The organism is Allobosea caraganae (assembly GCF_003351345.1).
Classification (GTDB): Bacteria; Pseudomonadota; Alphaproteobacteria; order Rhizobiales; family Beijerinckiaceae; genus Allobosea; species Allobosea caraganae.
The window spans coordinates 99,000-125,924 of record NZ_QQTO01000035.1; the positions used below are offsets into that span (position 1 = coordinate 99,000).

Sequence of the window (26,925 nt, forward strand, 5' to 3'; positions counted from 1 at the left end):
ATGACCAGCGAACCGCTCAACGCCCCGCGAAAACCCGGCCGCCTCGCGCAGCTCTGGGATTCCGACCTCGCCTATTCCTTCCGCTCCTCGCCGGTCACCGTCGTCGCGACCGTGATGGCGCTGCTGCTCGTGCTGGCCGCCGTCGCCGCCCCGCTGATCGCGCCCTACGATCCGTTCGATCCCGCCTCGCTCGATCTCTCCGACGGCTTCTCCAAGCCGATGGAGCCCAACGAGATCACCGGCAAGGTCTTCTGGCTCGGCTCGGACGCGCAGGGCCGCGACATCTTCTCGGCCATCCTGTACGGCTCGCGCGTCTCGCTGATCGTCGGCGCGGCCTCGGTGCTGTTCTCGCTCGTGCTCGGCGTCGGCCTTGGCCTCGTTGCCGGCTATGTCGGCGGCCGCACCGAGGCGCTGATCATGCGCGTCGCCGACGTCCAGCTCTCCTTCCCGGCGATCCTGGTGGCGCTGCTGGTCTTCGGCGTGGCGCGCGGGCTGATCCCGCCGGCCCTGCAGGAGCGGATGACCCTGCTCGTGCTCGTCATCGCCATCGGCCTGTCGAACTGGGCGCAATATGCCCGCACCGTGCGCGGCTCGACGCTCATCGAGAAGAACAAGGTCTATGTCGACGCCGCCCGGCTGATCGGGCTCAAGGCCTGGCCGGTCATGCTCAAGCACGTCCTGCCCAACGTCGCCGGCCCCGTGCTGGTCATCGCCACGATCAACCTGGCGCTCGCCGTGATCGAGGAGGCGACGCTCTCCTTCCTCGGCGTCGGCATGCCGCCGACCCAGCCGTCGCTGGGCACGCTGATCCGCTTCGGCCAGCAATACCTGTTCTCGGGCGAATGGTGGATCCTGCTCTTCCCGAGCTTGGTCCTGATCCTGCTTGCCCTCTCGATCAACCTGTTCGGCGATTGGCTGCGCGACGCGCTCAATCCGAAGCTGAGGTGAGTTACGTGATTTTGCACTGTTCCGCGTCCCAAAGTTCCGCGTCCATGGAGACAAGATGACCGTCCCCGTTCTTTCCGTCCGCGACCTGACGGTCGAATTCGTGACGCGGCGCGGCACCTTGCGCGCGCTCGACAAGATCTCCTTCGACATTGCCCGCGGCGAGGTGCTCGGCGTGGTCGGCGAATCCGGCGCCGGCAAGTCGGTCACCGGTTCGGCCATCATCGGCCTGATCGATCCACCCGGCCGCATCGCCGGCGGCGAGGTCGTGCTCTCCGGCGAGCGCGTCGACAACCTGCCGCCCGAGCAGATGCGCAAGGTCCGCGGCAAGCGCATCGGCATGATCTTCCAGGACCCTCTGACCAGCCTGAACCCGCTCTACCGCGTTGGCGAGCAGCTGATCGAGACGATCCAGACCCATACCGACCTGAATGCGGCCGATGCCCGCAAGCGCGCCATCGCGCTGCTCGACGAGGTCGGCATTCCCGCCCCGGAGCGGCGCATCGACGGCTATCCGCACGAGTTCTCCGGCGGCATGCGCCAGCGCGTCGTCATCGCGCTCGCGCTCTGCGCCGAGCCGGAATTCATCATCGCCGACGAGCCGACCACCGCCCTCGACGTCTCCGTGCAGGCGCAGATCATCGCGCTGATCAAGCGGCTCTGCTCGGAGCGCGGCACCTCGGTCATGCTCGTCACCCACGACATGGGCGTGATCGCCGAGACGGCCGACCGCGTCGCGGTGATGTATGCCGGCCGCATCGCGGAGATCGGTCCGGTGCGCGAGGTGGTCAAGGAGCCGCTTCACCCCTATGCCAAGGGCCTGATGGGCGCGATCCCCTCGCTGGAAGGCGATATCGACCGTCTCGTGCAGATTCCCGGCTCGATGCCGCGCCTCTCCAGCATTCCCAAGGGCTGCGCCTTCAATCCGCGCTGCGAGAAGGTCTTCGCGCGCTGCCATGTCGAGCGCCCCGAACTGATCCAGGTCGGCGACCGCAAGGTCGCCTGCCATCTCTACGACCAGCCCCAAGCCTTACCGACCAACGCGGAGATCGCGGCGTGATCGAGCCCCCATTCGTCCAGGTCCGCGACCTGAAGCGCGTCTTCGACGTTTCCAAGCCCTGGCTCAACCGCGTGCTCGAAAGCGCGCCGCGGCAATATCTCAAGGCGGTCGACGGCGTCTCCTTCGACATCCGCAAGGGCGAGACCTTCGCGCTCGTCGGCGAATCCGGCTCTGGCAAGTCGACCGTGGCGCGCATGGTCGTTGGCCTGCTGCCGCCCTCGGGCGGCACGGTTTCGATCGCCGGCATCTCGATGAACGACGCCAACGTCCACCAGGAGCGCCAGCGCCTGCGCCGGCGCATCCAGATGATCTTCCAGGACCCCTATGCCAGCCTCAACCCGCGCTGGCGCGTCGGGCGCATCATCGCCGAGCCGATCCGCGCTTTCGACATCGTCCAGGGCGAGGCCGATATCACCGGCCGCGTCGGCGAGCTGCTGACGCTCGTCGGCCTGCATCCCGATGACAGCAAGAAGTTCCCGCACGAGTTCTCGGGCGGCCAGCGCCAGCGCATCGCGATCGCCCGCGCACTTGCGTCGAATGCCGAGTTCATCGTCTGCGACGAGCCGACCTCGGCGCTCGACGTCTCCGTCCAGGCCCAGATTCTCAACCTGATGCGCGACCTGCAGCAGAAATTCGGGCTGACCTACCTGTTCATCTCGCACAATCTCGCCGTCGTCCGGCACATGGCGACGCGCATCGGCGTGATGTATCTCGGCCGCCTCGTCGAGGTCTCCGAGGGCAAGCAGCTCTTCTCGGCGCCGCGCCACCCCTACACCAGGATGCTGCTCGATGCGGTGCCCGACCTCGCCATGGTCGGCAAGGCGCGCGAGGGCGTGAAGGGCGAGATTCCGAACCCGATCAGCCCGCCTTCGGGCTGCACCTTCCACCCGCGCTGCCCGCTGGTCTTCGACCGCTGCCGCATCGAGAACCCGCCGGTGATCGACGGCGTCGCCTGCCACGCGGTGAACGTCGGCCGCGCCGCAGCCTGACGCTTACTTCCCGGCGGGCGTCGGCCCGCCGGCCTTGGGCCGGGTATGGCTCGGCGTCGTGGCCGATTTCGGCGAGAGCGGCGCCAGCGGCCGGTCGGTCTTGTGCTGGCCGCGCGCGACGGCGGTGAACAGCATCGCCACTGCGACCAGCGTCATCAGCCACCAGGGCTGCAAGGTCGCGAAGCCGAGCGCGGTCAGCGCGAAGCCGGTCGTATAGGCCGCTGCGACGCCGGCCGCGAGCGCGCCGGGCATGTAGACCGTCGCCTTGATCGCAAAGTAGAGGCAGATCGAGGCGGCGGCCGCGCCGACGATGCCGAGCTCGTACCACGCTTCGAACAGCAGGGTCGTCGGGGTCGCCTGCGGCAGCAGGCCGTTCAGCCGGCTGCTCAGCACGGTGTCGAGGCCATGGCCGGTGATGAAGCGGATCGGCTCGGTGCCGACGAGGTCGGCCCAGATCCCCAGCGCCTGATGCAGGGCGCTGGTGTCGCTCGGCAGCATCGAGACCAGCGGCAGCAGCAGGAAGGGCAGGAGCGGCGCGAACAGCATGAGCCCGGCCACGATCGCGGCGATGACCGGCGCCGCGGCGTCGCGATTGGCGTAGACCGCTCCGAAGGCGACCGCGCCGCAGATCATTGCGACCGCCTCGCCGGTCTCGAAGCGGGTGAGCGCGAGCAGACCGACCACCAGCGCCAGCGCCAGCGCGCTCAGGCCGCGGTTGCGCGAGACCAGCCAGGCCAGCGCCGGCCATGAGGTGATCAGCACGACGCTGACGCCGCGCTCCACGCTGCCGGTCGCAACAGCCGCATCGCTCTCGCGCAGCCAGCCCGTCATGAACAGCACCAGCGCGAAGAGGCCGGCAAGCGCGGTGCCGATCGCGATCAGGTTGAGGTTCGAGGCGCGCATCCGGTCGGGCAGCGCGGCGGCGCCGCAGAAGCCGAGCGCGATCGCCAGCATCAGGTTGCCGGCCTTCTCAGCTGCGGCCGAAGCGTCGGGGCTCCAGGTCAGCGACAGCGCCGACCAGGCGACGACGCCGAGCAGGATCATGCCCGGCCGGGTCAGCAGGGATTCCTTCAGCTTCTGGCTGAACCAGCTGCGCTCCTCGATCAGCGAGGAGATCACCAGCAACGCGACGCCGATCGGCGTCAGCACCACCGCGGCGCGGCGCGACACGAGCGAGGCCATCGGCAGCGCCAGCGTGAGCGTGGCGAAGCCGATGCGGCGCAGCAGCAAAGCTGCGTCCGTGGCGGGGTCGAGCGGGGCGTTGACGTTACGGCGGATCATCAATGGCAACCGGGCACGGGCCGCCGCCGGTCGACACGCCGGAGATCAGCCCCGGATCACAATAGCTTGCGCGGGCCGTCCGGACTGTAGGTGCGGCGCAACACTATGCCGGCAACTCGTCCGGCAGCCTGCGATCAAAACTGCGTGCGTCACGAAAGCGCGCTGGCCGAAACTGCGCTTTCGTGGGAGGAATGGCGATGCTTGCAGCCATCGTCTATCCATCCGGCTTTCCGATCGATGATTTCATGGCTGGGCTGGCCAGCGCCATGAAGCGGCGCGGCCTGCGGCTCGCCGGCGTGATCCAGCGCAACAGCGAGGATTGCGGCGAGGGCTGCCTCTCGATGTCGCTGGAGGAGCTCGCCAGCGGCCGCCATTTCCCGATCAGCGAGGATCGCGGTGCCAGTTCGGAAGGTTGCCGGCTCGATGCCAGCGGTCTGGCTGCGGCGGGCGGCGCGATTGCGGAAGCCCTGGCGGGAGAGCTCGACCTCGTCATCGTCAACAAGTTCGGCCGCCAGGAAATGCTCGGGCAGGGCCTGCGCCAGGAGATCGCCGCCGCCGCTATGGCCGGCCTGCCGGTGCTGACGGCCGTGCGCGAGGACTTCGTCCCGGCCTGGCGCGAGTTCGCGGGCGACGATTGGGTGCTCCTGTCGCCGGACGAGGCGGCCATCGAGGGCTGGGCCGCGGCTCGGCTTGGCGTCGCGGCCTGATCGCCCCCGGCATGACCCCGCCCACCCTCGGCCTGCTCCTTGCCGGCGGCCTCGCGCGGCGGATGGGCGGTGGCGACAAGCCGTTGCGGCTCATCGCCGGGCGCAGCATCCTTGCCCATGTCGTCGAGCGGCTTCGGCCGCAATGCCACGGGCTCCTGCTCAACGCCAATGGCGATCCCGCCCGCTTCGCCGAATACGGCCTGCCTGTGGTCGCCGATAGCGTGCCGGATTTCGCCGGGCCGCTTGCCGGCATCCTGGCGGGGCTCGACTGGCTGGCGGCGAACCGCTCCGATCTCGCCTGGATGGCCAGCATCGCCGCCGACACGCCCTTCATCCCGCGCGATCTCGTCGCGCGGCTGCATGGGGCGCGGCAGGCCGCTGGCGTGCCGCTCGCCTGCGCCGCCTCGGGCGGCTGGACGCATCCGGTCATTGGCCTCTGGCCGGTCGCGCTGCGAGAGGACCTGCGCCTCGCATTGACTGTCGAAGGCGAGCGCAAGATCGACCGCTGGACCGCCCGCCACGGCGCGGCCGAGGTCGAGTGGCCGATAGAGCCGGTCGATCCCTTCTTCAACGCCAATCGGCCTGACGACCTCGCCGAGGCCGAACGGCTCCACGGTCTTCTGCGGGATTGAATCCGCTCCTGGGGCCGGCGTCTCAGCCCTCCAGCAGGGCCTTGAGCCGCCTGAGGTCGCTCATCACCCAGTCGGCATCGCCGGCGAACGCGTCATCGCTCATCTCCGGCCGCTTGTAGAGCGTGAACACCACCTCGCTGCCGCTGCCATTGGCGACGGCGCGCATCGGGTTGTGCATCGCCGCCCCCGTTTCGGGGATGACGGCATGGTCGAGCACGCCATAGGGGTTGGGCTCGCTGAACAGGATGCGCATCGGCCCCATCGGCGTCTCCGCCAGCCAGGTCATGCCCTCGACATGCTTGAAGCTGTGGCCGAGGCCTTCAGCCCATTTCGGGAAATTGCGCGGCTCGGCCAGGAAGCCATAGACCTCCTCGATCGGCCGCTCGATCGCGATGCCGAGATGGCGCGCTGTCTGGACGGTCATGGCACAAGTCTCCGGCTACGATGGCAGAGTTAGAACATAAAGTGAACATAAGCAAGTGGCGGGAAGTGAGGCTGGCCCATCGGAGCGCGCTCTTTCCTTCTCCCCCTGCGGGAGAAGGTGCCCCGCAGGGGCGGATGAGGGGTCGCGCTGTCCTCTCCGATGACTGAGTCTGCCATCCGCTGACATTGTTATCGTTGCGCGACCCCTCATCCGTCAGCGCTTCGCGCCTTCCCTTCTCCCGCAGGAGGAGAAGGGAAGGCGCGCACCTCTCTGTCATTCGGTTGTCGTCTAAGCGCCGGTGAGTAGGACGAGCTGTCGGTAGGGAAGCGGGGCGGGATGTTCGACGATACCCAGGTCAGATCGAAGGTCCTGCAGATCGTGCTCTACAGCGCGGTACTGGTCGCCGGGCTGGTCGCGCTCGCCTTCCTGCTGCCCTGGATCTTCTCGCTGTTCGAGGCGCCGCCAAAGCCCTTGCCGGCGCCGGCCGTGCGCATCGAGACACCGGCCCCGCCGCCGAAGATCGGCCAGCTCGAGCGAATCAGGTCGGCGCTCGCGCCCGAGATCTCCGCCGGCAGCATCACGGTCGATCCGTTCGGCGGCTGGATCGCCATTCGCGTCGGCAACCTCATCACCTTCGATTCCGGCCAGGCCAATGTCCTCTCGGGCTTCGTCCCGGTCGGCCGGCGCATCGCCGAGATCGTCGAGAAGGAAAAGGGGCCGGTCCGCATCGTCGGCCATACCGACAATCAGGCGCTGGCCGGCGGCGGCGCCTTCAAGGACAATGACGCGCTCTCGGTCGCCCGCGCCAAAGCCGTCGCCGGCCTGCTGCAGGGCGCCATGACCGATGGCAGCCGCGTCACCACCGAGGGCCGTGGCTCGAACGAGCCGATCGGCGACAATGCGACGGCCGAAGGCCGCGCCAAGAACCGGCGCGTCGAGATCCTGATCACCCGCGCCGATTGATCGGGACCAGGGTCGCACGGAAATGCGCCGTCATCCCGGACAAGCCGCGTTTGCGGCGCAGCTCCGGGATCCATCGTAAAGCTCCGCAGCCCTACGATGGATCCCGGAGCTCCGCTGCGCTCCGTCCGGGATGACGGCGTGTTTACGGAGAGAACTTCATTCGATGACGATGCGCGGCGCGGCGCGGAGCTTGCTGCCGCTCAGGCTTGCCTGCACCTGCCGCGCGATCATCAGATAGGCCTTGGCGTGGCTGCTCTCGGGGTCGCTCGCCACGATCGGCCTGCCGCTATCCGAGGTCTCGCGGATCGGCATCGCCAGCGGCACCTCGCCGAGGAAAGGCACGCCGAGCCTGTCGGCCTCGTGCCTGGCGCCGCCATGGGCGAAGATGTCGGAGCGGTGGCCGCATTCCGGGCAGATGAAATAGCTCATGTTCTCGACGATGCCGAGGATGGGAACCTCGACCTTCTTGAACATGGCGACGCCGCGCCGCGCATCGAGCAGCGCCAGGTCCTGCGGCGTCGAGACGATGACGGCGCCGGCGAGCGGCGTCTGCTGCGCCATGGTGAGCTGGGCGTCGCCGGTGCCGGGCGGCATGTCGACGACGAGCACGTCGAGTTCGCCCCAGGCAACCTCGCGCAGCATCTGGGTGATGGCGGAGATCACCATCGGCCCGCGCCAGATCATCGGAGTCTCCTCGTCGATCAGGAAGCCGATCGACATGATCTTGAGGCCATAGGCCTCCATCGGCGCCAGCGTGCGGCCCTGGATCAGCTTCGGCTTGCCGGTGATGCCGAAGATTTTTGGCACCGACGGGCCGTAGATATCGGCATCGAGCACGCCGACCTTGAGGCCAAGCGTCGCCAGCGCCACGGCGAGATTGGCCGTGGTGGTCGACTTGCCGACGCCGCCCTTGCCGCTGGCCACCGCGATGATCTGCTTCACGCCGGGAATGCCGGCCGGCTTCGGCGGAGCGCCGCCGGGGCCGTGCGAATGGCCGGCATGGGCCTGCTGGCGCGCCTGCGCGGCCGGGGAGGGCGCGCCCCGCGACGGCGCCTTGTCGGCGGTGAGGCCGACCAGAACCTGCGTCACGCCGGGAAGGCCGCCGACCGCGCTCTCCGCCGCCTTGCGCACCGGCTCCATCGCGTTGGCCTCGGTCGGGTCGATGCCGATGGCGAAGATCACCTTGCCGCCGTCGATCAGGACATTGGCGACGCGGCCCGAGGCCGAGAGCGATTGCCCGCTAGCCGGCAGCTTCACCAGTTCGAGCGCGCGCAGGATGTCGGCTTGGGTCACGGCCACGGCGGGATGCTCCAGTCGCGGCCCTCAGGCCGCCTTGCGAATATGGAAGACCAGCAACTCGCCCTCGCTGCTGCTGTGCTCGATGGCGTCGCCGGTCTCGCGTGTCAGGTTCGGGATGTCGATCGCCGCCATCGGGTCGGTGCACTCGACCACGAACAGCGCCCCGGCCTGCGCGCCCCTCAGCGCCTTGCGCACGCGCAACGCGGGGAGGGGGCATTTCAGGCCGCGCAGATTGAGCGGAATCGAGGTCATGAACGGCGCCTGTCGCGAGTGCTGCGCTTCATATGATGGCTTTTTGCGCAGGGGCAACAGGGCGAGCGAATCCTTCTCCCCTCGGGGGAGAAGGTGTCTGCGGAGCAGACGGATGAGGGCAGGAACGACGGGGTGGGCGGTTGAGGCGCGAAGCTCATGACACTTCCCTCATCCGTCTCGGCTTCGCCGAGCCACCTTCTCCCCCGAGGGGAGAAGGGTTCGCGCCTCGTGAACGCGGCATCCGGCACCAAATCCGGCCATACGGAAAATCTGTTTCGCCGCACCGGGCATAATCCGCCAGCTTGACCCGGCGCGCGGTTGTGCAGGATGACAGCCGGCGGGGCATCTCGCTCGGTTTTGTTTTGGGGAATGCGATTTCAATGCGCGTGATCGGCCTTGCGGGATGGAGCGGCGCTGGCAAGACCACGCTGCTGACGCGGCTGATCCCGGAGCTCAACCGGCGCGGCGTCTCGGTCTCGACGCTGAAGCACGCCCACCACGCTTTCGACCTCGACACGCCCGGCAAGGATTCCTACGAACATCGCATGGCCGGCGCCCGCGAGGTGCTGATCTCCTCCGAGCGGCGCTGGGCCCTGATGCACGAGCTGCGCGGCGAGCCCGAGGCCTCACTGACGGACCTCCTGCGACGGCTCTCGCCGGTCGACCTCGTCCTCGTCGAGGGCTTTAAGCGCGAGCCGCACGCCAAGATCGAAATCCACCGCGCCGCCAACGGCAAGCCGCCGCTGCACCCGGACGATCCGAGCATCGTCGCGATCGCGAGTGATGTCGCTTTCCCCGAGGCCGGCAGGCCGTTCGTTCCACTCGACGATATCGCCGCGATCGCAGAGATTGTGCTCGCCGGGGCGGAGCCGCTCGCGACCGTCCTGGCGCGCCCGCAACGGCAGGCTTGAGGCGATCATGGCGCAGCTCAGCGACGATTCCTTCGCCTTCGGCGGCCCGCTCATGAACATCGAGCAGGCGAATGCGCTCGTCGGCGAGCGGGTCCGGCCTGTCGCGGAGAGCGAGACCGTCGCACTCGCCGAGGCCGATGGCCGCGTTCTGGCGGAGCAGGTCATCGCCGGGCTCGACCTGCCGCCCTTCGCCAATTCGGCCGTCGACGGCTACGCGGTTCGCTTCGCCGATCTTGCAGCCGCGGGCGAAAGCCGGCTCAGGCTTGCCGGCCGCATCGCTGCGGGTTCGGATGCCGCTGGGGTGGCGACTGAGGGCGTCGCGGTCAGGGTCTTCACCGGCGCGCCGATGCCGGACGGCGCCGACACCGTCTTCATGCAGGAAGATGTCGTTGCCGAGGATGGCTTCGTCCGCCTGCCTGCCGGCCTGAGGCGCGGCGCCAATGCCCGCCCCGCCGGGGAGGACATCGCGCGCGGCGACATGGCCTTCGCTCCCGGACGGCGCCTGCGTCCGCAGGACCTGGCGCTGCTCGCCGGGCTCGGCCGAACCTCCGTCCTGGTCCACCGCCGGCCGCGCGTTGCGATCTTCTCGACCGGCGACGAGTTGGCCGAGCCGGGCCAGCCCCTGCCGCCGGCCGGAATCTACGACGCCAATCGCGCCGCCTTGCGCGCCATGGTCCAGCGGGCCGGCGCCGAGGTGGTCGATCTCGGCATCCTGCGCGACGAGCCGGAGAGCCTCGCGGCAAGGCTCGCGGAGGCCGCCAGGAGCTGCGACCTCGTCCTGACCTCGGGCGGCGTCTCGACCGGCGAGGAGGACCACGTCAAGGCCGCGGTCGAGCGCGCCGGCTCGCTGGTCTTCTGGCGCATCGGCATCAAGCCCGGCCGGCCGGTCGCGATGGGCGTGATCGCGGGCGTGCCCTTCATCGGGCTGCCGGGCAATCCGGTCGCGGTCTTCGTCACCTTCGCCTTCTTGGTGCGCGCCGTGATCGCGCGGCTGTCCGGCACGGAGTACAAGCCGCCGGTGCCGCTGCCGGTCAGGCTCGCCTTCCCCTATCGCAAGAAAGAGGGCCGTCGCGAATATGTCCGCGTCTCGCTGACGCCGGGCGGCGACGGCGTCTTCGTCGCGAGCAAGCATCCGCAGGACGGTGCGGGCGTCATGACCTCGCTGACGCGCACGGACGGGCTGGTCGAGCTCGCCGAGGATTTGACGACGATCGAAGCGGGCTTCCTCGCGCCCTTCCTCGCCTATGACCTTCTGATCGGCTGACAGCCTCTGAGCATGATGCCGAACCGAAGGTCCGCGTTAGCGAAGAGCGGGAACCGGCTTTCGGACGACATCATGCTCCAATTCTCTAGATGAGAGACGGATTTAGACTTCAGATGGGATCGCTTTGCGATCCCATCTGAAGTCACCCGGCTCTAGTCGCGCCGGAACACCACGCTCGCCATCCAGCCGAACAGCAGCGCCAGCGTCGCGGTGGCGAGCCCGTAGAGCAATGGCCGGTCATGCGCGCCGCTGGCCAGCCCCTGCTCGATCCCGGTCTTGATCACCTCGAAATTCGTGGTCTGCCGCGCGAGCTGGACTCCGCCGGCATAGAGCAAGACCTCGACCTCGTAGGGTCCGGTCGGCGCCGTGGCCGGCACGTTGATCGGCGCGCTGAACAATGTCGGCGAGAGGAAGGTGACGCCACGCTCCTCCTCGGAATAGAGGCCCTTGTCGTCGAGCAGCCGGACCATCGCCTCGCGGAAGCGGTCCATGTCTGGATAAGACTCGGGCATGACGTCCGAGACGCGCTGCGCGTTCATCAGCCCGATGCGGTCGCGGCGCGCGCTGTCGGGACTGATGATCTCGCGCAGCGGCCGGTTGCTCGCCACCGTCAGGAAGACCGAGCTGTCGGGGAAGCGCCGCTGCGTGCGGTTGATCCAGATCGGCCCGAGCCGCTCCTTCTGGCGCACCAGCAGCATGCGCTGCGGCCCGCGCACCGTCACCACGAGGTCATAGGGGTCGCCGCGCCCGGTCGTCTTGCCATCGCGTTCGATCAGCCCGAAGACCGTGACCTGATCGCCGGTATAGTTCGACGAGATCTGGATCTGGTGGCTCGACACCGAGGCGATCAGGGACTCGGCCCGCGCCGCGCCCGGAAGACCCAGCGCGCCCAATCCGATGACGAAGCTTGCTAGTGCCCACTTCATCGCGCGCTCTCCGGCAGCACGACCGAGAACGGCTCGCTCGGCGGGATCAGGAGCTCGATGGCGAAGCGCAGGCCGACCGAGAGGATGAGCAGCGCCAGCAGCAGCCGGAAGGAATCGACGTTCAGGTTGCGCGCCGCGCGGCCGCCGAACTGCGCCCCGATGACGCCGCCCAACAGCAGCAGCACCGCGAGGATCATGTCGACCGACTGGTTCGTCACCGCATGCAGCAGCGTCGCGCCCGTCATCGTCACCAGGATCTGGAACAGCGAGGTGCCGACCACGACGGCGGGCGGGATCCGGAAGAAGTAGATCAGCGCCGGCACCAGGATGAAGCCGCCGCCGACGCCGAGCACCGCGCCGATGAAGCCGATCACCACGGCCAGGATCGCGATCGGGATCACGCTGGCATAAAGCTGCGAATGGTAGAAGCGCACCCGCAGCGGCAGACCCATCCACCATGGGTGGGTACCGGCCCGGCGGCGGCGGCGCACCGGCTTGCCGGCCCGCACCCTGAGCGCGGCGCGCAGCGCGTCGTAGAGCATCAGCCCGCCGATGAAGGTGAACAGCGTCACGTAGGACAGCGTGATCACCAGTTCGAGCTGGCCGAGGCGGCGCATCGAGTTGAAGAACAGCACGCCGAGGATGGTGCCAATGATGCCGCCGCTGACCAGCACGCTGCCGAGCTTGAAGTCGAGCGCGCGGCGGCGCCAATAGGTCAGCACGCCCGTCATCGACGAGCCGGCGACCTGCGCCGCCACGGTGGCGACGGCGACGGCCGGAGGGATGTCGAGGAAGATCAGCAGCGGCGTCAGCAGGAAGCCGCCGCCGACGCCGAAGAGACCGGAAATGAAGCCGACCGCTCCGCTCAGGCCGAGCACCATCAGGATGCTGATCGGCAATTCCGCGATCGGAAGATAAATCTGCACTTCGCCCTCATGCGCCGGCGCGGTTTCGGATACCCGGCGCTGGCTCAGCCAGAATGCACTGATCCGGTTAGGCAAATCCTATCGCGGGGAAAAAACGGATTGCTGCCGGCATGGCTGCGGAAGCCATCTCCCCTGATGCCGCCGCAACGCGTCGAAACCATGACGGGGAGGCCGGAAAATCCGGCCGCCCGTCGTCAGCTGCGCGCGGGCTTTGCCGGCTTCTTCAGGGCTGCGGTCGGCGAATCGTCCCAGCCCTTGGCGGGCGCGGCGACCTCGTTGGCGGCGGGGTCGAGCGGCTTGGCCTTCCAGGCATCGGCCGCGGCCTTGACGACGGCAAGCTCGGCAGCGCCGAGCCGGCCCGCGACTTCGTCGCGCTTGCGGCCGGCATCCTCGTCGCCCTGGGCGGCGGAGACCGCGAACCAGAGATAGGATTGGCCGAGGTCGGCCGGGGCGCCAAGCCCGCGCCCGAGCAGGATCGCGAGGTTGTACTGGCTGTCGCGCACGCCGAGCTCGGCGGCGCGGCGGAACCATTCGGTCGCCATCGCATAGTCCGGCTTGCCGTTGACGCCCTCGGCGTAGAGCACCGCGAGGTTGTGCATCGCCTTGGCGTTGCCGCGCTCGGCCGCACGTCCGTACCAGACCCGGGCGAGCGCGAGATCGCGCGTCGTGCCGATGCCCTTCTCGAACATGTTGGCGAGGCGGAACTGCGCCGGCGTCAGGCCGGCCACCGCGGCGCGCTCGAACAGGCGCAGCGCCAGCTTCGGGTCGCGCGTGGCGCTGGAGCCGTCGGCGGCCTTGGTCGCGAGCTCGTAGACGGCGCGCGCGTCGCCGGCGAGCGCCGCCTTGCGCAGGCCGGCGGTGCCGATCGTGTTCGGCAGGTCGCCGAGCCCGGTGACGCTCTGGATCGGCTCCGGCGCCGAGACGGGCGGCAGCGCGGCGATTGTCGCGGGCGTCGTACCGGTCGAGCCCGTGGTGATGTCGGGCTTGGCCTCGGCCGCGACGGCGGGGGGGGCGAGCACGGAGGCAGGCCCGGTCTCCGCCGGGGACAGCATCGAGCTCTGCTCCTTCGCCGGCTTGGCCGGGCTCCCCGGAACGGGGGCGTCCGGAGCGGCTTGGGCAGGAGCGGATTGGGCCGGGGCAGCTTGGGTTGGGGCAGAGGACGCGATGGGGCTTTGGACCGCCTCGCCATTGGCAGGCTTCGCCTTGTCGCCTTGCAGCGCGCCGGTGACGACATGGGCCGTGCCCATGGCGAGCACGATCGCGGCCAGGCCGAGCAGGATCGGCCGGCGCCGCTTCTCCATGATCTCCTTGAGGCGGCCGCCGGAGGCGCCGCCCTTCGTCGTCTCAGTCGGGGCTGCGGGCGCAGCCGCGGCCGCTTCCGTCGCCGCCTTGGCCGAGCGGCGCGCGGCGGCGATCAGGTTCTGGCGGACCGATTGCGCATCCTGGCCGGCCGTGGCTGTGGCTGCATCCGCGCGCGGACGCCCGGAGCCGGGTTCGAGCGGCAGGTCGAGCGCCGCCGGCGCGGTGGGCGGAGCCTGCTCCAGCCTGGCGCCGAAGCGGTCCTCCAGCACGGCGCTCATGCTCGCCTGCGGGTCGAGGCCCTTTGCAGCCGGCATCGCGGGCGAGTGGGCGGGCGGGGCCGCCGGCCGCGCCGGCATGGCGGGGCGGGGGCTGCTCTGGCGCTCGGCGCCGAGCTCGGCCTCCAGGCTGGCGAGGCGGGAGATGATGGTCTCGAGTGTGCGGTGCACGGCGCCGATCGCGTCCTGCGTCTCGCGGCCCGAGGAGGCATGGGTCTCGCGCAGGCCGGAGAGCAGGCTGCTCAGCTCGGCGAAGTTGCCGTTGCCCGGCTGCGGCGCCTTGCCTGCCATGTCGGCCATCGCGGCGCGGGCCGCGCGCTCGGCCGCGGCGGCGGTGTCCTCGCGCATCGTCTGGAGATGGCGCACGAGGTCCTGCAGCGTGCGCTCGATGCCGGTCTCGGCCGAGCGCGTCGCGGCGGCTTCGTCGAGGCGGCTGGCGAGGCCGGCGATCTGCTGTTCGAGCGCGTCGAAGGAATCGGACTCGGCGCCGGGCCGGCCGGCCTCGTCGATCTTCTCGGCCAGGCCGCGCAGCATGTCCTCGACCGGGCTGAGGTCGACCCGCGCCACCTGGATGCTGCCGCCCTCGTTGACGAGCTGCGTCAGGTTGCTCGACGCGGCCAGGCTCTCGATGCGGCCGGCGAGCGCCTCTATCTGCTTGGTAACGGCAGTGGGGCCATGCTCGGCCAACGTATCGATACGATGCTGGAGCGCGTCGATCCGGTCGGCGAGCTGGGTCGGCTCCCGGTCGGCGACGTCCTCCAGCTTGATGACGAGGGATTCGATCCGCCGCGCCAACTCGTCGGAAGCCGGACGGCCCGAGGCGTCGATCTCGCTGAGCCGGGCGAAGAGCTGCTCGGCCTGGGCGTTGATCACCTCCGGCCGCATCGCCGGCAGCGCATCGACCTTGCCGGCCAGCGCCTCGACCTGTCGCGACAGCGACATCAGCGGCGCGGGATCGGCGAAGCGGTCCTGCGAGCGATCGGACAGGATGGCGTCGCGCACGTCCTCGATCGCCAGCGACAGGCTGCGCAGCTCGCGCCCGTCTGTTTGCGTCTCGCGCAGTCGGCCGACCTCGGCCGCCAGCGTCGAGACCTGTTGCGAGAGCTCGCCGAGGCGACTGTCGCTGCCGCCGCTCGACGCGAGCATCTCGCGGATGTCGGAGATGTCGCGCAGCACCGGGGCCAGCATCGTCCGGTCGCCGCCGCGCGTGGCGAGCGCATCGACCTTGGCGGCGAGATGCGCGACTTCGAGCTCGAACCGCGCATAGCCTTCGTTGGAGCGGTCCTGCGACAGCCGGGCCACCTCGGATTCGATCCGGGCCAGCGGCTTCAGGATGGGGTCGATGCGGTCGCGCTGGTCCAGCCTGTCGAGCTTGGCGCCGAGATCGGCGATCATGCTTTCGAGCCCGCGCGTAGAGCTCTCGCGCGGGGCCAATGGCGCGCGGGGGCGCTCATGCGCGGCGGGCTCCCGGGGAGCGGGCTCGTTCGCCGGATCGATTCGGGCGCTGAGCGCCTGCAAATCCTGGCGCAGCGCCGCGATCCGGCTCTCGCTCAGGGCGGAGCGGGGCGTTGCTACGGTTTCAGCGTCGGTATCGAGGATACGTTGCCGTGTCCTGATGTCTGTAACGGCGGCGGCGAGGCTGTCGCGGCTGAGGGCCGGGCGCGAGGTGGCCGGAGCCGGCGCTGCTGCGCTCTGGGCCTCGGCATTCTTGCGCTCGATCTCGACGAGGCGCTCGCCCATCGTCTTGATCGCGTCGGCGATGACGCTGGTGGCGCGCTCCTGGCGCTCGGCGATGGCGCGCTCGCCGCTGGCGAGCCTGTTCTCGGTCTTCTCGATCCAGCGCGCGATCGAATCGAGCGCGCCGGCGGTCTTGGCGCTCGACTCGCGCGTGATGCGCTCGGCTGCCGCCGCCTGGGCGAGCGCGGCGTCGATCTGGTCGCGCGAAAGTTCCGGCGCAGTCGGCTTTGCCGAGGCGCTGGCGGCCTGTTGCGAGGTCTCCATTTGCCCCGACGAGAGCCGGGCGAGGCGCTCGGAAAGGGCGGCGATATCGAGCTGTTCCGGTGGCTGGGACATGGGCTCGGCCTCCTCGGCTTCGTCGCGGATCTTGTGGTCGAGCCATTCGCCAAGCGTCATGCCGGCCCGGCGCGCCGCGGCCTTCGCAGCATCGCGCGTGCGCGGGTCGACGCCCTTGACGCTCCAGGGCAAGCTATTGGCCATGTCTCGCTCGCTCGCCTACGGGGGCCGTTCCAGCCGGGACGCGCGGGCCCCTTCGCCGCAGCCTCCCATTGCGAATCGGGCGATCGTGAAGATTCGGTTTCTGCCGACGATCACGCCGCTTCGCGGGATCGACTTTTGGCAGTCACGGTAAATAGATGGTTAAAATCGGACAGGGAGCGGTTAATTTTCTACAAATTTACCCTGGGACAGTCCCAGTTCCGCCGTTTCGTAACGGTAACTTACCTCCCCGGAGCGTCAAGTTCCCTAACGTTGAAGTGCCGTGGGGTCTCGATCTCCCAACGGAAATGCGCCTCCCGCCTCAAGGCCCCGGTGACCCACCGCACTCAACCATCAAGGAACGCCATGTCACGCCACAGCAGCCTCGCTATGGCGACCGCTTCTTCCCCCGACGGTCGCTCTCTCGCCTCTGCTTCTGCCTCGATCCCTTCCGAGCCGGCTAGCGGATTCACCATCAGCGATCTCGCTCGTGATTTCGGAGTGACCCTACGCACGTTGCGTTTCTACGAGTCGCGTGGCCTCCTCTCCCCCGCTCGGTCGGGCATGACGCGCATCTATTCCGGCCGTGATCGCGCCCGCCTCGCGCTCATCCTCAAGGGCAAGCAGCTCGGCTTCACGCTCGTGGAGATTCGCGCCATGCTCTCCAACGAGGAGCGCAAGCACGGCGCCGACGGCGAAGCCTCCGCCTCGGTCGGCGGATTGCAACTGACCCGCAACCAGATCTCCGAACAGCTCGAGCTGCTGCGCAGCCAGCACAGCGAAATCGAAAGCGCGATCGCCGAACTCGAGGCGACGCTCTCCAAGCTCGGCAGAAGCTGAGTCGCTACAGGTAACATCCTGTGACAACCATACTGGCCCCGGACCCGCGTCCGGGGCTTTTTGCTGCCTGACTTCAGAGCATCGGACCGAAAAGTGGAATCCGGTTTCGGAAAAATCCGATGCGGTAACAAAGGCTAGATCGCCATGTTGCGCCCGACAGGATGCGCGGCGATCTGGCCCCGCCGCTGCGACAGGCTGCGGCAACAAAAACGGCCGGCCCCCTTCCAAAGGCCGGCGCGATAGTTTATATATGAACTATCTTGAAGTGCGGCCGCCACGATGAGCCGGCAGAGTGCTTCGCGCTTATGCGAGGGAGGAGATAAAATGCCGGTCTACAAGGCACCCGTCGAAGACACCCTGTTTCTGCTCAACGACGTCTTCAACATCGAGCGCTACAACAACCTGCCGGGCTTCGCCGATGCGACGCCGGATGTGGTCGAGGCCGTGCTGGGCGAGGGCGCCAGGCTCTGCGAGGAGGTGCTCCAACCCCTCAATCGCTCCGGCGACCTCGAAGGCTGCAAGCGCAATCCCGACGGCTCGGTGACGACGCCGAAGGGCTTCAAGCAGGCCTATGAGGCCTATGCCGGCGGCGGCTGGATCGGCCTCGCCATGGACCCGGAATATGGCGGCCAGGGCCTGCCCTACACGCTCGGCGCCGTGATGAACGAATACGCCTCGGCCGCCAACATGGCCTTCGCCATGTATCCCGGCCTGACCATGGGCGCGATCGCGGCGCTCTACGTCCACGGCTCCGACGAGCAGAAGCGCGCCTACCTGCCGAAGATGATCGAGGGCACCTGGTCGGGCACGATGAACCTGACCGAGCCGCATTGCGGCACTGATCTCGGCCTGATCAAGGCCAAGGCCGTGCCGAACGGCGACGGCTCCTACGCCATCACCGGCACCAAGATCTTCATCTCGGCCGGCGAGCAGGACATCACCGAGAACATCATCCACCTCGTGCTCGCCCGCATCGAGGGCGCGCCGGCCGGCGTCAAGGGCATCTCGCTCTTCGTCGTGCCGCGCAACGCCATCGGCGAAGACGGCAGCATCGGCGCGAACAACCACGTCTCCTGCGGCTCGATCGAGCACAAGATGGGCATCCACGCCAATTCGACCTGCGTCATGAACTATGACGGAGCCAAGGGCTGGCTCATCGGCGAGGAGAACCGCGGCCTCAACGCCATGTTCGTGATGATGAACGAGGCCCGCCTCGGCGTCGCCATCCAGGGCCTGTCGCAATCCGAGGTCGCCTATCAGAACGCCGTCGCTTACGCCAAGGACCGCCTTCAGGGCCGCTCGCTGACCGGCGCCAAGGAGCCGGCCAAGGCGGCCGATCCGATCATCGTCCACCCGGACGTCCGCCGCACCCTGATGTCGATCAAGGCCTTCAACGAGGCGGCCCGCGCCTTCGTGATCTGGAACGCGCTCAAGTCGGACATCGCCCACCGCTCCGGCGACGCCGCCGAGCGCCAGGCCGCCGACGACCAGCTCGGCCTGATGACGCCTGTGCTCAAGGGCGTGCTGACCGATATCGGCTTCGACAACGCCGTGAAGGCGCAGCAGATGTATGGCGGCCACGGCTACATCGCCGAATCCGGCATGGAGCAGTTCGTGCGCGATGCCCGCATCGCCATGATCTACGAGGGCGCCAACGGCGTGCAGGCGATGGACCTGATCGGCCGCAAGCTCGGCCGCGACGGCGGCCGCGCCATCATGGCCTTCTTCAACGAGGTCGGCGGCTTCCTGAAGGAGAACGGCGAGGACGAGGCGCTGAAGCCGCTTCTGGCTCCGCTCCAGGCCTCGCTCGGCCATCTCCAGCAGGCGACGATGTGGTTCATGAACAACGCGCTCGCCAAGCCCGACAATGCCGGCGCCGGCGCCAACGACTTCATGCACCTGCTCGGCCTGGTCTCGCTCGGCTACATGTGGGCCCGGATGGCCAAGGTGGCGCAGGACAAGCTCAAGGCCGGCGCCAACGGCGCGACCGAGCGCATGAACACCAAGCTCGCCACCGCCCGCTTCTTCATGGAGCGCAGCCTGCCCGAGACCGCCGCGCATCTGGCGCGGATCACCGCCGGCGCCGACAGCACGATGGCACTGACGGCAGAGCAGTTCTGATCGCCGTCATTGCGAGGAGCGAAGCGACGAAGCAACCCAGGGGCCGTAGAGCTCTACGAGTCTGGATTGCTTCGCTTCGCTCGCAATGACGGGTAACGTCGCAACAAAAGACGACATGGGAGGCCTTAAATGGCTGAAGCCTTCATCTACGATCACGTCCGGACGCCGCGCGGCAAGGGCAAGGCCGACGGCTCGCTCCACGAAGTCACCGCGATCGAGCTCGGCACGCAGGCCCTGCGCGCCATCAAGGACCGCAGCAAGCTCGATCCCAAGCTGGTCGAGGACGTCGTCTTCGGCTGCGTCGACCCGGTCGGCGAGGCCGGCGCCGACATCGCCCGCACCGCCGCGCTCAAGGCCGGCTACGGCAAGGAGGTGCCGGGCGTGCAGATCAACCGCTTCTGCGCGTCGGGCCTCGACGCGGTGAACCTCGCTGCAGCGCAGGTCATGTCCGGCCAGAAGGAAATGGCGATCGGCGGCGGCGTCGAGAGCATGAGCCGCGTCGGCATGGGCGCCTCGGGCTTCGGCATTGCGGTCGATCCGTCCGTGGCCATCGACACCTATTTCATGCCGCAGGGCGTCTCGGCCGACCTGATCGCGACCAAATACGGCTTCTCGCGCGACGATGTCGACGCCTTCGCCGTGCGCTCGCACAAGCGCGCCGCCGCGGCCTGGAAGGAGGGGCGCTTCAAGAACTCGGTCATCCCCGTCAAGGACGTCAACGGCCTGATCATCCTCGACCATGACGAGACCATCCGCCCCAACACCGACATGCAGGTGCTCGGCGGCCTCAAGGCCTCCTTCGTCCAGATGGGCGAGATGGGCGGCTTCGACGCGGTCGCGACCTCCGCGCACCCAGATGTCGAGTTCGTCAACCACGTCCATCATGCCGGCAACTCGTCGGGCATCGTCGATGGTGCGGCTGCCGTGCTGGTCGGCTCCAAGAAGGGCGGCAAGGCCGCCGGCCTGAAGCCGCGCGCCCGCATCCGCGCCTTCGCCACTGTCGGCTCCGACCTCGCGCTGATGCTGACCGGCCCGGTCGACGTCACCGAGCTGGTGCTGAAGAAGGCCGGCATGACCACCAAGGACATCGACCTGTTTGAGCTGAACGAGGCCTTCTCCTCGGTCGTGCTGCGCTACCAGCAGGCCTTCGACATCGACGACGCCGTCCTCAACGTCAACGGCGGCGCCATCGCCATGGGCCATCCGCTCGGCGCCACCGGTGCGATGATCCTGGGCACCGTCCTCGACGAGCTGGAGCGCACCAACAAGCAGACCGCTCTGGTCACGCTTTGCGTCGCCGCCGGCATGGGCGTCGCGACCATCATCGAACGCGTCTGATCGGCGAAGGGGAGAGAAACAATGAACCTCACCAATTTCCGCTTCGAGACCGATTCCGACGGCATCGCCACCGCGACCTGGGACATGCCGGGACGCTCGATGAACGTCATCACGCCCGAGCTGATGGCCGAGATCGACCAGATCATCGACAAGGTCGCCTCCGACGAAGCCATCAAGGGCTGCGTCATCACCTCCGGCAAGGAGGCCTTCTCCGGCGGCGCCGACCTCACCATGCTGCAGAGCCTGCGCGACCTCTATCTCGGCCTCGTCAAGGACAAGGGCGAGGAGGTCGCGATGCAGACCTTCTTCGACGAGAGCCGCAAGCTCTCGCTGCTCTACCGCAAGCTCGAGACCTGCGGGAAGCCGTTCGCCGCGGCGATCCACGGCGTCTGCCTCGGCGGCGCCTTCGAGCTCGCGCTCGCCTGCCAGTACCGCGTCGTCTCCGACGATGCCTCGACCCGCGTCGGCCTGCCCGAGGTCAAGGTCGGGCTCTTCCCCGGCGCGGGCGGCACCCAGCGCGTCTCGCGCCTGATGCAGACCGGCGACGCGCTGCAGATGATGTTCAAGGGCGAGCAGATCAAAGCCCTGCCGGCCCGCAACATGGGCCTCGTCCACGCCGCCGTGCCGCGCGACCAGCTCGTGCAGAACGCCAAGGATTGGCTCAAGGCCAATCCGCAGGCCAAGGCGCCCTGGGACGATCCGAAGTTCAAGCTGCCCTCGAACAAGGTCTATTCGCCGGCCGGCATGCAGATCTGGCCGCCGGCCAACGCGATCTACCGCCGCGAGACCAACGACAACTACCCGGCCGCCCGCGCCATCCTGAGTGCGGTCTATGAAGGCCTGCAGATGCCGATGGATATCGGCCTGCGCATCGAGAGCCGCTATTTCGCGAAGATCCTGCGCTCGAAGGAGGCGGCGTCGATGATCCGCTCGCTCTTCGTCTCGATGCAGGACCTCAACAAGGGCGCCCGGCGCCCGGCCGACGTGCCGCCGAGCAAGCTCAAGAAGGTCGGCGTGGTCGGCGCCGGCTTCATGGGCGCCGGCATCGCCTATGTCACCGCCAATGCCGGCCTCGAAGTCGTGCTGATCGACCGCGACATCGAGGCGGCCGAGAAGGGCAAGGCCTATTCGCACAAGCTGGTCTCCGACCAGATCATGAAGGGCCGCGCCAAGACCGCCGACCGCGACGCGCTGCTCGGCCGCATCAAGGCTAGTGCTGACTATGCCGACCTCAAGACCTGCGACCTGATCGTCGAGGCCGTGTTCGAGGACCCCAAGGTCAAGGCCGAGGTCATCGCCAAGGTCGAGGCCGTGGTCGGCCCCAAGACGATCTTCGGCTCCAACACCTCGACCCTGCCGATCACCGGCCTCGCCGAGCACTCGCAGCGGCCGAAGAACTTCATCGGCGTGCATTTCTTCTCGCCGGTCGAGAAGATGCTGCTGGTCGAGATCATCATGGCCAAGAAGACCGGCAAGAAGGCGCTCGCCATGGCGCTCGACTTCGTCCGCGCCATCAGGAAGACGCCGATCGTCGTCAACGACACTCGCGGCTTCTACGCCAACCGCTGCGTCGGCAACTACATCCGCGAGGGCCATCTCATGCTGATGGAAGGCGTGCCGCCGGCGATGATCGAGGCCGCCGGCAAGCAAGCCGGCATGCCGGTCGGCCCGCTCTCGCTCAATGACGAGGTCGCGGTCGACCTCGCCTACAAGGTGCTGAAGGCGACTAAGGTCCAACTCGGCGACGGCGCCGTCGATCCGGCGCAGGAGACGTTGCTCAACGAAATGGTCGAGAAGCACGGGCGGCTGGGCCGCAAGAACAAGAAGGGCTTCTACGACTATCCGGAGGCCGGTCCGAAGCGGCTCTGGCCCGGCCTGGCCGAGCTGACGAAGAACCGCATCGACCCCGACCAGGTCGACATGGAGGAGCTGAAGCGCCGCCTCCTGGTCACGCAGGCGCTCGAAGCCGCCCGCACCTACGAGGAGGGCGTCGTCACCGATCCGCGCGAGGCCGATGTCGGCTCGATCATCGGCTTCGGCTTCGCGCCCTATTCGGGCGGCACGCTGAGCTATATCGACAACATGGGCGCAGCCGCGTTCGTGAAGCTCTGCGAGGCATTGGCCAAGAAGCACGGCGAGCGCTTCAAGCCCAACCGCATGCTCAAGCGCATGGCGAAGACGGGTGAGGGCTTCTACGGCGCGGCGGAAAAGAAGGCGGCGTGAATCCTTCTCCCCTTGGGGGAGAAGGTGGGCCGGCGAAGCCGGGTCGGATGAGGGAAGGGTCGCGATAGCGGCCCTTTTCTTGTTTTGCAGGACGAGACTTCCCTCATCCGTCTCGGCTGCGCCGAGCCACCTTCTCCCCCGAGGGGAGAAGGAAAATCTGGCGCCATTGTCCAAAATCCTGTACAACTCTTCCCATGAAAGTCGTGACCTATTCCCACCTCCGGCAGAACCTCGCCAAGATCATGGATCAGGCGGCGGACGATCATGACCCGGTCATCGTCACCCGCGCCAACGGCAAGACCGCGGTGCTGCTCTCGCTCGAGGATTTCGGCTCCTACGAGGAGACGCGATACCTGAACGCCAGCCCGGCCAATGCGAAGGCGCTTAACGAGGCGATTGCCGAACTTGAGCGCGGTGAGGGTATCCAAGTCGAGTTCGACGAAGAGGCTGGTGTCTTCCGCCCGATCAAGACGGACAAGCAGGCTGCGGAATAACGTCAGTGGCGCTGGATGTGACTTTCAGCAGTCGCGGTTGGGCCCAATACCAGGAATGGCAAACCGCCGATCGAAAGATCGTCGGCAAGCTGAATCGGTTGATCAATGAAACCGCCCGCACGCCGTTTACCGGTCGCGGCAAACCCGAACCGCTTAAGCACGAGTTCGCCGGCTGGTGGTCGCGCCGCATCACCGACGAGCACAGGCTGATCTATCGCGTGATAGAGAACCGGCTCGAAATCGCGCAGTGCCGCTATCACTACTGACCGGCGGATTACCCCGCCACCGCCCGGATCACCCGCCGCAGCTTCCCGATCAGCTCCTCGACCTGACTCTCCGTGATGATCAGCGGCGGCGAGAAGGCGATCGTATCGCCGGCGGTGCGGATCATCAGGCCTTCCTCGTGGAAGCCGCGCTCGATCGCCTCGTAGCCGCGCTTGCCTACGCCCTCCGCGCGCGGCGCCAGATCGACCGCGCCGACCATGCCGACCGTGCGGATGTCGACCACGTTCGGCTCGCCCTTCAGGCTCATCACCGCATCGGCCCACATCGGCTCCATCGCCAGGGCGCGCTCGAACAGGCCCTCCTCGCGATAGAGGTCGAGCGTCGCCAGCGAGGCCGCGGCCGCCAGCGGGTGGCCGGAATAGGTGTAGCCGTGGAACAGCTCGATGACGTTGTCCGGCCCGCCCATGAAGGCGTCGTAGATGTGCTTGCGCACCAGCACGCCGCCCATCGGCACCGTGCCCGAGGTCACGCCCTTGGCGAAGGTGATCATGTCGGGGATGACGCCGTAGCGCTCGGCTGCGAAGGCGTAGCCGAGCCGGCCGAAGCCGGTGATGACCTCGTCGAAGATCAAGAGGATGCCGTGCTTGTCGCAGAGCTCGCGCAGGCGCTTGAGATAGCCTTTCGGCGGCGGCAGCGCCCCGGTCGAGCCCGCCATCGGCTCGACGATCACGGCGGCGATGGTCGAGGCGTCGTGTAGCGTGACGACGCGCTCCAGGTCATCGGCGAAATGCGCGCCGTAATCCGGCTCGCCCTTGCTGAAGGCCTGCTTCTCGCGGTCATAGGTATGGGAGATGTGGTCGGTACCGGTCAGAAGCCCGCCGAAGAACTTGCGGTTATTGACCATGCCGCCGACCGAGATGCCGCCGAAGCCGACGCCATGGTAGCCGCGCTCGCGGCCGATCAGCCTTGTCTTGGCGCCCTTGCCCGAGATGTTCCAGTAGGCGAGCGCGATCTTCAGCGCCGTGTCGGCGGCTTCCGAGCCGGAGCCGGCGAAGAAGACGTGGTCGAGATCGCCCGGCGCCAGTGCCGCGATCCGCGCCGCCGCGGCGAACACTTTGGGGTGGCCGTATTGGAAGGAGGGGGCGTAGTCGAGCTCGCGCGCCTGCGCCTGGATCGCCTGGATGATCGGCTCGCGGGCATGGCCGGCATTGCAGCACCAGAGCCCGGCCGTGCCGTCCATCACCGGCTTGCCCTCGGGCGTGTAGTAGAACATGCCCTCGGCGCGGGCGACCATGCGCGGGTTCTGCTTGAAGGACCGGTTCGCGGTGAACGGCATCCAGTAGGCTTCGAGATCGTTCGGAGTGCCGATCGGTCGCGGGGCAGATGTCATTGCGCAGGTCCTGTTCGCTGAGGTGCGGCTCACCCTAACAGCCCGGAGCCGGCTGTAAATCGCGGCCCGGGCGGGGCACCACTATGCGCTGCGGCCGGTCGGTGCCGGCACCGTCTTGGTCCACCGCTTTCTTCGATCCGCCGCGGGCGCGCCGATTTCCGGCCCTCGCATGCGTGCCGGCTGCGGGATAGTGTTGACGCAACGTAGTGATTCGCCGCGTTCCCTTTCCCGATCAACCTTTTGCGGTCGTCGCCTTGGCCCCTGTCCGCCTTGCTGCCCTGCATCCTCTCGCCAGCGCCGTCATCGGCCTGTCGGCCGGCGCGGTGACGGTCCTGCTGCTGCCCGGCGCGCTCGCGAATGCGGTTGGCCTGCTGCTGGCCGGCGCCGGTTTCGCCGGGACGATGCACCTCACCGAGCGGCGGGGGCTGGCGCAGCGCGAGCAGATCTTCGCGGCGCTCGGCGAGGTCAAGGTCAGGATGGCGACCAACGCGATCAAGGTCGATAATCTCGCGCACCGCGTCGACCAGATGCCGATGCGCGACGTCGATGCCGCTCCGGCCCGCGCCGCCATCAACGAGCTGACGGCCGAGGTCGGCCTGCTTGGTGATCTCCTGCAGCAGGTGGCGACCACGCTTGCGGACCATGACGAGCAGATCGCCGCTGCTGCGCAGATGCGTCGCGCGCCTGCTCCCACGCCCGTTATTCCCGTCGTCATGACGCCCGATCCCGAGGCCGCCCGGCTGGCGCGGCTCGATGCGCTCGCGGCCGAACGCGCCGAGGCGATCCAGGCCGGGCAATTGCGCGCCGCCGAGGAGCGGGCCGCGGTCATCAGCGCCGCCCTGGCCGAGGGCAAGATCGAGGTCCATCTCCAGCCGATCGTGCAATTGCCGCAACGCAGGACGCGCGGCTACGAGGCGCTGGTGCGGCTGCGGCTCGATGAGGACACGCTGCTGCTGCCAGCCGAATTCCTCTCGATCGTCGAGGAGCGCGGCTTCGGCCCGACGCTCGATGCGCTCGTGCTGACCCGTGCGCTGGCGATCGCGCGCCATCTCGGCAGCAAGGACGGCGGCATCTTCGTCTCCTGCAATTTCAGCGGCGCGACCTGGGGCTCGCCGCAGGCCCTGGTGACGCTGTCGCGCATCCTCGACAAATACCGCGAGCACGCCGGCCATCTCGTCGTCGAGATGCCCCAGCGCGTCTTCCGGGCGCTCGAGCCCTCCAGCTTGGGCCTGCTCGGTGCCATGTCGGCCAATGGTGTGCGCTTCGCGCTCGATCAGGTCGGCGATCTCAGGCTCGATCCGGCGGCGCTGCATGATCGCGGCGTCCGCTTCGTCAAGGTGCCCGCCGCCCTGCTGCAGGCCGAGGCGAACGGCACGTCGGGCGATATCGCCCCGGCCGACCTCTCAGCCTTGCTGGCGCGCGCTTCGGTCACGCTCATCGCCGAGAAGATCGAGGACAACCCGACGGTCGCCGACATGATCGAGCTCGGCGTCGGCCATGCGCAGGGCCTGGTCTTCTCGCCGCCGCGCCCGGTGAAGCCGGATGTCTTCGCCGACCCCGAACCTGCCAGGCAGCCCGGGCCGATTCCTGCCGAGGCGCCTGCGCGCCCGGTCGCGGCTGCGTTTGCTGGCTATCCCGGAGTGGTCGCCAATGCCTCTGAACCTCAGGAGGAGCGGCCGGAGCGCGTCTCCTTCCGCTCGGTCCTGCGCCGCGCCAGCGCCTGACGATCGAAATCAGGCGCGCCGATCTTACAGAAGAAGCGCGGGGAACCCTCTCCTGTAAGGAGAGGGCAGGGTGAGGTGTAGGCCAGAACACCAGTGAAACTCATTGGGGACGGCGATCAGGTTACGGCAGCAGCGTCCAACGGCCTACACCTCACCCAACCCTCTCCTTCTAGGAGAGGGCTCCCACACTTTGTTTTTCC

23 protein-coding genes are annotated in these 26,925 nt (G+C 68.2%); 15 read left to right on the forward strand and 8 right to left on the reverse strand.

Going from position 1 to position 26,925, the window contains the following annotated elements:
* The 3 genes from DWF00_RS24400 to DWF00_RS24410 are packed head-to-tail and all read left to right on the forward strand — an operon-like array spanning position 1 to position 2,994.
* Positions 1-948, forward strand: coding sequence for an ABC transporter permease (locus DWF00_RS24400; protein WP_114830337.1), 948 nt, complete (start codon positions 1-3; stop codon positions 946-948).
* A 55-nt stretch (positions 949-1,003) separates the two neighbouring features.
* Positions 1,004-2,005, forward strand: coding sequence for an ABC transporter ATP-binding protein (locus DWF00_RS24405; protein ID WP_114830336.1), 1,002 nt, complete (start codon positions 1,004-1,006; stop codon positions 2,003-2,005).
* Positions 2,005-2,994 (forward strand): ABC transporter ATP-binding protein, encoded by a 990-nt coding sequence (locus DWF00_RS24410; protein ID WP_114830430.1) that lies wholly within the window; start codon positions 2,005-2,007, stop codon positions 2,992-2,994. The genes DWF00_RS24405 and DWF00_RS24410 overlap by 1 nt, the downstream gene beginning before the upstream one ends.
* A gap of 3 nt (positions 2,995-2,997) precedes the next feature.
* On the opposite strand, the gene DWF00_RS24415 is transcribed toward DWF00_RS24410, so the two are convergent.
* Complete coding sequence (locus tag DWF00_RS24415; protein ID WP_114830335.1) at positions 2,998-4,275, reverse strand: peptide ABC transporter permease; 1,278 nt, start codon at positions 4,273-4,275, stop codon at positions 2,998-3,000.
* A 197-nt stretch (positions 4,276-4,472) separates the two neighbouring features.
* On the opposite strand from DWF00_RS24415, the gene DWF00_RS24420 reads away from it, so the two are divergent.
* Together DWF00_RS24420 and mobA are read left to right on the forward strand one after the other, a co-directional pair.
* Entirely contained in the window at positions 4,473-4,982 is a 510-nt protein-coding gene (locus tag DWF00_RS24420; protein ID WP_181832730.1) for a DUF2478 domain-containing protein, read from the forward strand.
* 11 nt (positions 4,983-4,993) lie between these two features.
* Complete coding sequence (gene mobA, locus DWF00_RS24425) at positions 4,994-5,614, forward strand: molybdenum cofactor guanylyltransferase MobA (protein WP_114830333.1); 621 nt, start codon at positions 4,994-4,996, stop codon at positions 5,612-5,614.
* Between the two features lie 22 nt (positions 5,615-5,636).
* Here the strand turns inward: mobA and DWF00_RS24430 are convergent, their stop codons facing one another.
* Complete coding sequence (locus tag DWF00_RS24430) at positions 5,637-6,038, reverse strand: SRPBCC family protein (protein WP_114830332.1); 402 nt, start codon at positions 6,036-6,038, stop codon at positions 5,637-5,639.
* A gap of 336 nt (positions 6,039-6,374) precedes the next feature.
* Here DWF00_RS24430 and DWF00_RS24435 point away from each other — a divergent pair, with 336 nt between their 5' ends.
* The gene (locus DWF00_RS24435) at positions 6,375-7,001 is read left to right on the forward strand and encodes an OmpA family protein (protein WP_114830331.1); all 627 of its coding nucleotides are present in this window, start codon (positions 6,375-6,377) and stop codon (positions 6,999-7,001) included.
* Between the two features lie 156 nt (positions 7,002-7,157).
* On the opposite strand, the gene DWF00_RS24440 is transcribed toward DWF00_RS24435, so the two are convergent.
* Both DWF00_RS24440 and DWF00_RS24445 read right to left on the reverse strand, forming a co-directional pair.
* Positions 7,158-8,300 (reverse strand): Mrp/NBP35 family ATP-binding protein, encoded by a 1,143-nt coding sequence (locus DWF00_RS24440; RefSeq protein ID WP_114830330.1) that lies wholly within the window; start codon positions 8,298-8,300, stop codon positions 7,158-7,160.
* 24 nt (positions 8,301-8,324) lie between these two features.
* Positions 8,325-8,552 carry a sulfurtransferase TusA family protein gene (locus DWF00_RS24445; protein WP_114830329.1) on the reverse strand — a complete coding sequence of 76 codons (228 nt, stop codon included), beginning with the start codon at positions 8,550-8,552 and terminating at the stop codon, positions 8,325-8,327.
* 380 nt (positions 8,553-8,932) lie between these two features.
* Between DWF00_RS24445 and mobB the strand changes: the two genes are divergently transcribed.
* Together mobB and DWF00_RS24455 are read left to right on the forward strand one after the other, a co-directional pair.
* The gene (gene mobB / locus DWF00_RS24450; protein WP_114830328.1) at positions 8,933-9,463 is read left to right on the forward strand and encodes a molybdopterin-guanine dinucleotide biosynthesis protein B; all 531 of its coding nucleotides are present in this window, start codon (positions 8,933-8,935) and stop codon (positions 9,461-9,463) included.
* A gap of 7 nt (positions 9,464-9,470) precedes the next feature.
* Positions 9,471-10,727, forward strand: coding sequence for a molybdopterin molybdotransferase MoeA (locus DWF00_RS24455; protein ID WP_114830327.1), 1,257 nt, complete (start codon positions 9,471-9,473; stop codon positions 10,725-10,727).
* Positions 10,728-10,879: 152 nt separating this feature from the next.
* Here DWF00_RS24455 and DWF00_RS24460 read toward each other — a convergent pair whose 3' ends face one another.
* The 3 genes from DWF00_RS24460 to DWF00_RS24470 all read right to left on the reverse strand — a co-directional run bounded on the left by DWF00_RS24460 (position 10,880) and on the right by DWF00_RS24470 (position 16,373).
* Positions 10,880-11,653, reverse strand: a complete 774-nt coding sequence (locus tag DWF00_RS24460; protein ID WP_114830326.1) for a TIGR02186 family protein — start codon at positions 11,651-11,653, stop codon at positions 10,880-10,882.
* A complete protein-coding gene (locus DWF00_RS24465) occupies positions 11,650-12,579 on the reverse strand; it encodes a sulfite exporter TauE/SafE family protein (protein WP_114830325.1) in 930 nt (309 codons plus the stop codon). Before DWF00_RS24465 ends, DWF00_RS24460 begins: the two co-directional genes overlap by 4 nt.
* Positions 12,580-12,773: 194 nt before the next feature.
* Entirely contained in the window at positions 12,774-16,373 is a 3,600-nt protein-coding gene (locus tag DWF00_RS24470) for an SEL1-like repeat protein (RefSeq protein WP_114830324.1), read from the reverse strand.
* Between the two features lie 363 nt (positions 16,374-16,736).
* On the opposite strand from DWF00_RS24470, the gene DWF00_RS24475 reads away from it, so the two are divergent.
* The 6 genes from DWF00_RS24475 (at position 16,737) to DWF00_RS24500 (ending at position 23,652) form a co-directional block, all read left to right on the forward strand.
* A complete protein-coding gene (locus DWF00_RS24475; RefSeq protein WP_245974274.1) occupies positions 16,737-17,210 on the forward strand; it encodes a MerR family transcriptional regulator in 474 nt (157 codons plus the stop codon).
* Between the two features lie 324 nt (positions 17,211-17,534).
* A complete protein-coding gene (locus DWF00_RS24480; protein ID WP_114830322.1) occupies positions 17,535-19,331 on the forward strand; it encodes an acyl-CoA dehydrogenase C-terminal domain-containing protein in 1,797 nt (598 codons plus the stop codon).
* Between the two features lie 129 nt (positions 19,332-19,460).
* Complete coding sequence (locus DWF00_RS24485) at positions 19,461-20,669, forward strand: acetyl-CoA C-acetyltransferase (RefSeq protein WP_114830321.1); 1,209 nt, start codon at positions 19,461-19,463, stop codon at positions 20,667-20,669.
* A gap of 21 nt (positions 20,670-20,690) precedes the next feature.
* Positions 20,691-22,892 carry a 3-hydroxyacyl-CoA dehydrogenase NAD-binding domain-containing protein gene (locus tag DWF00_RS24490; protein ID WP_114830320.1) on the forward strand — a complete coding sequence of 734 codons (2,202 nt, stop codon included), beginning with the start codon at positions 20,691-20,693 and terminating at the stop codon, positions 22,890-22,892.
* Between the two features lie 203 nt (positions 22,893-23,095).
* On the forward strand, positions 23,096-23,386 hold the full coding sequence (locus tag DWF00_RS24495) for a type II toxin-antitoxin system Phd/YefM family antitoxin (protein WP_425453176.1): 291 nt from the start codon (positions 23,096-23,098) through the stop codon (positions 23,384-23,386).
* A gap of 11 nt (positions 23,387-23,397) precedes the next feature.
* The gene (locus DWF00_RS24500; protein ID WP_114830429.1) at positions 23,398-23,652 is read left to right on the forward strand and encodes a Txe/YoeB family addiction module toxin; all 255 of its coding nucleotides are present in this window, start codon (positions 23,398-23,400) and stop codon (positions 23,650-23,652) included.
* A gap of 8 nt (positions 23,653-23,660) precedes the next feature.
* Here the strand turns inward: DWF00_RS24500 and aptA are convergent, their stop codons facing one another.
* Positions 23,661-25,001 (reverse strand): omega-aminotransferase AptA, encoded by a 1,341-nt coding sequence (aptA, locus tag DWF00_RS24505; RefSeq protein WP_114830318.1) that lies wholly within the window; start codon positions 24,999-25,001, stop codon positions 23,661-23,663.
* A 254-nt stretch (positions 25,002-25,255) separates the two neighbouring features.
* Between aptA and DWF00_RS24510 the strand changes: the two genes are divergently transcribed.
* Positions 25,256-26,725, forward strand: coding sequence for an EAL domain-containing protein (locus tag DWF00_RS24510; protein ID WP_114830317.1), 1,470 nt, complete (start codon positions 25,256-25,258; stop codon positions 26,723-26,725).
* Positions 26,726-26,925: the final 200 nt, after the last annotated feature.